A 988-nucleotide genomic window follows, 5' to 3' on the forward strand; every position below is an offset into this window, starting at 1 on the left:
CACATTCCGATTTCATGTTAATGCAACGCTATTGATTTGATATACAAGTTTCGTCTGTATTCTTTGGGGGAGACGCCGGTCACTTGTTTGAAGACACGGCTGAAATAATACGGGTTTGGATAGCCGAGCGATTCACTGATTTCCGAAATATTCAGTGTGTCAAGTAGCATCAGTTCCGTCGCTTTTTGTATTTTTAACTCGTTAAAGTAGCGATTGATGCTTGTTCCCGTGACGGATTTGAACATTCGTCCGATATAGCTGTAATTCATGTTCAGAGACTCCTCGATGAATTGGCTGGAGAACGGACTTTCCAGGTGCTCATAAAGCAAGTTTTTCACCTGATCGGTGATAGTTTTGGCTTTCTTGTCCGATCGGTTATTCACTTGTTGAACCAACAGTTGATACAAAATATAGTACAAATATCCATTCAGACGTTCCTTTTTGAACGGTTCCGAAGAATTGAAAAGGTGCAACATGGTATTTAAAGTTGTGGTCAGGTGCGCAGGTGACGAAACGGTTATTTGTTTCGGCAAAGCGTACTGCTCAACACCTTTTTTGAATTGAAACGGCTTAAACGAAACCCAAAACCATTTTGTTCTGGGTTCAATTTCGGTTTTTCCCCAATGCCTGCACCGATGTTTGAGAAAGAAAACTTGATTGCTGGCTATAGCGTAGTCGATGCCTTCTTCACACAACGTGACGACCCCATTGACAACGTATAGCATTTTATCGATATCCAGGGTTCGATCCACGTGATACCAGGGATTTTTGGTTTCAAACAGTCCGATGGAAGTCAAATTGGTCAGTTCATTCAAATTGATCACCACTTGATTGATCATAAAACGCATACTCCTTCCAATTCTGGACAGTGAAAAGTTCTTGTCGAAAAATCGTCACATAGCAAAATAACCCAATCAAGCGAATCTGTAGTATCCTTAAGGCTCCGACACCAGAAAGGAGATCAGATCGCAAGAGAGGGTTACAAGCT

At 41.6% G+C, this 988-nt stretch carries 1 protein-coding gene; it reads right to left on the reverse strand.

Annotated elements, in window-relative coordinates:
• Positions 1-17 precede the first annotated feature (17 nt).
• Complete coding sequence (locus tag ABEV74_RS23135) at positions 18-839, reverse strand: helix-turn-helix domain-containing protein (RefSeq protein ID WP_430150082.1); 822 nt, start codon at positions 837-839, stop codon at positions 18-20.
• Positions 840-988 lie beyond the last annotated feature (149 nt).

Origin of the sequence: Paenibacillus cisolokensis, from assembly GCF_050481165.1 — a bacterium.
Classification (GTDB): domain Bacteria; phylum Bacillota; class Bacilli; order Paenibacillales; family Paenibacillaceae; genus Paenibacillus_AH; species Paenibacillus_AH cisolokensis.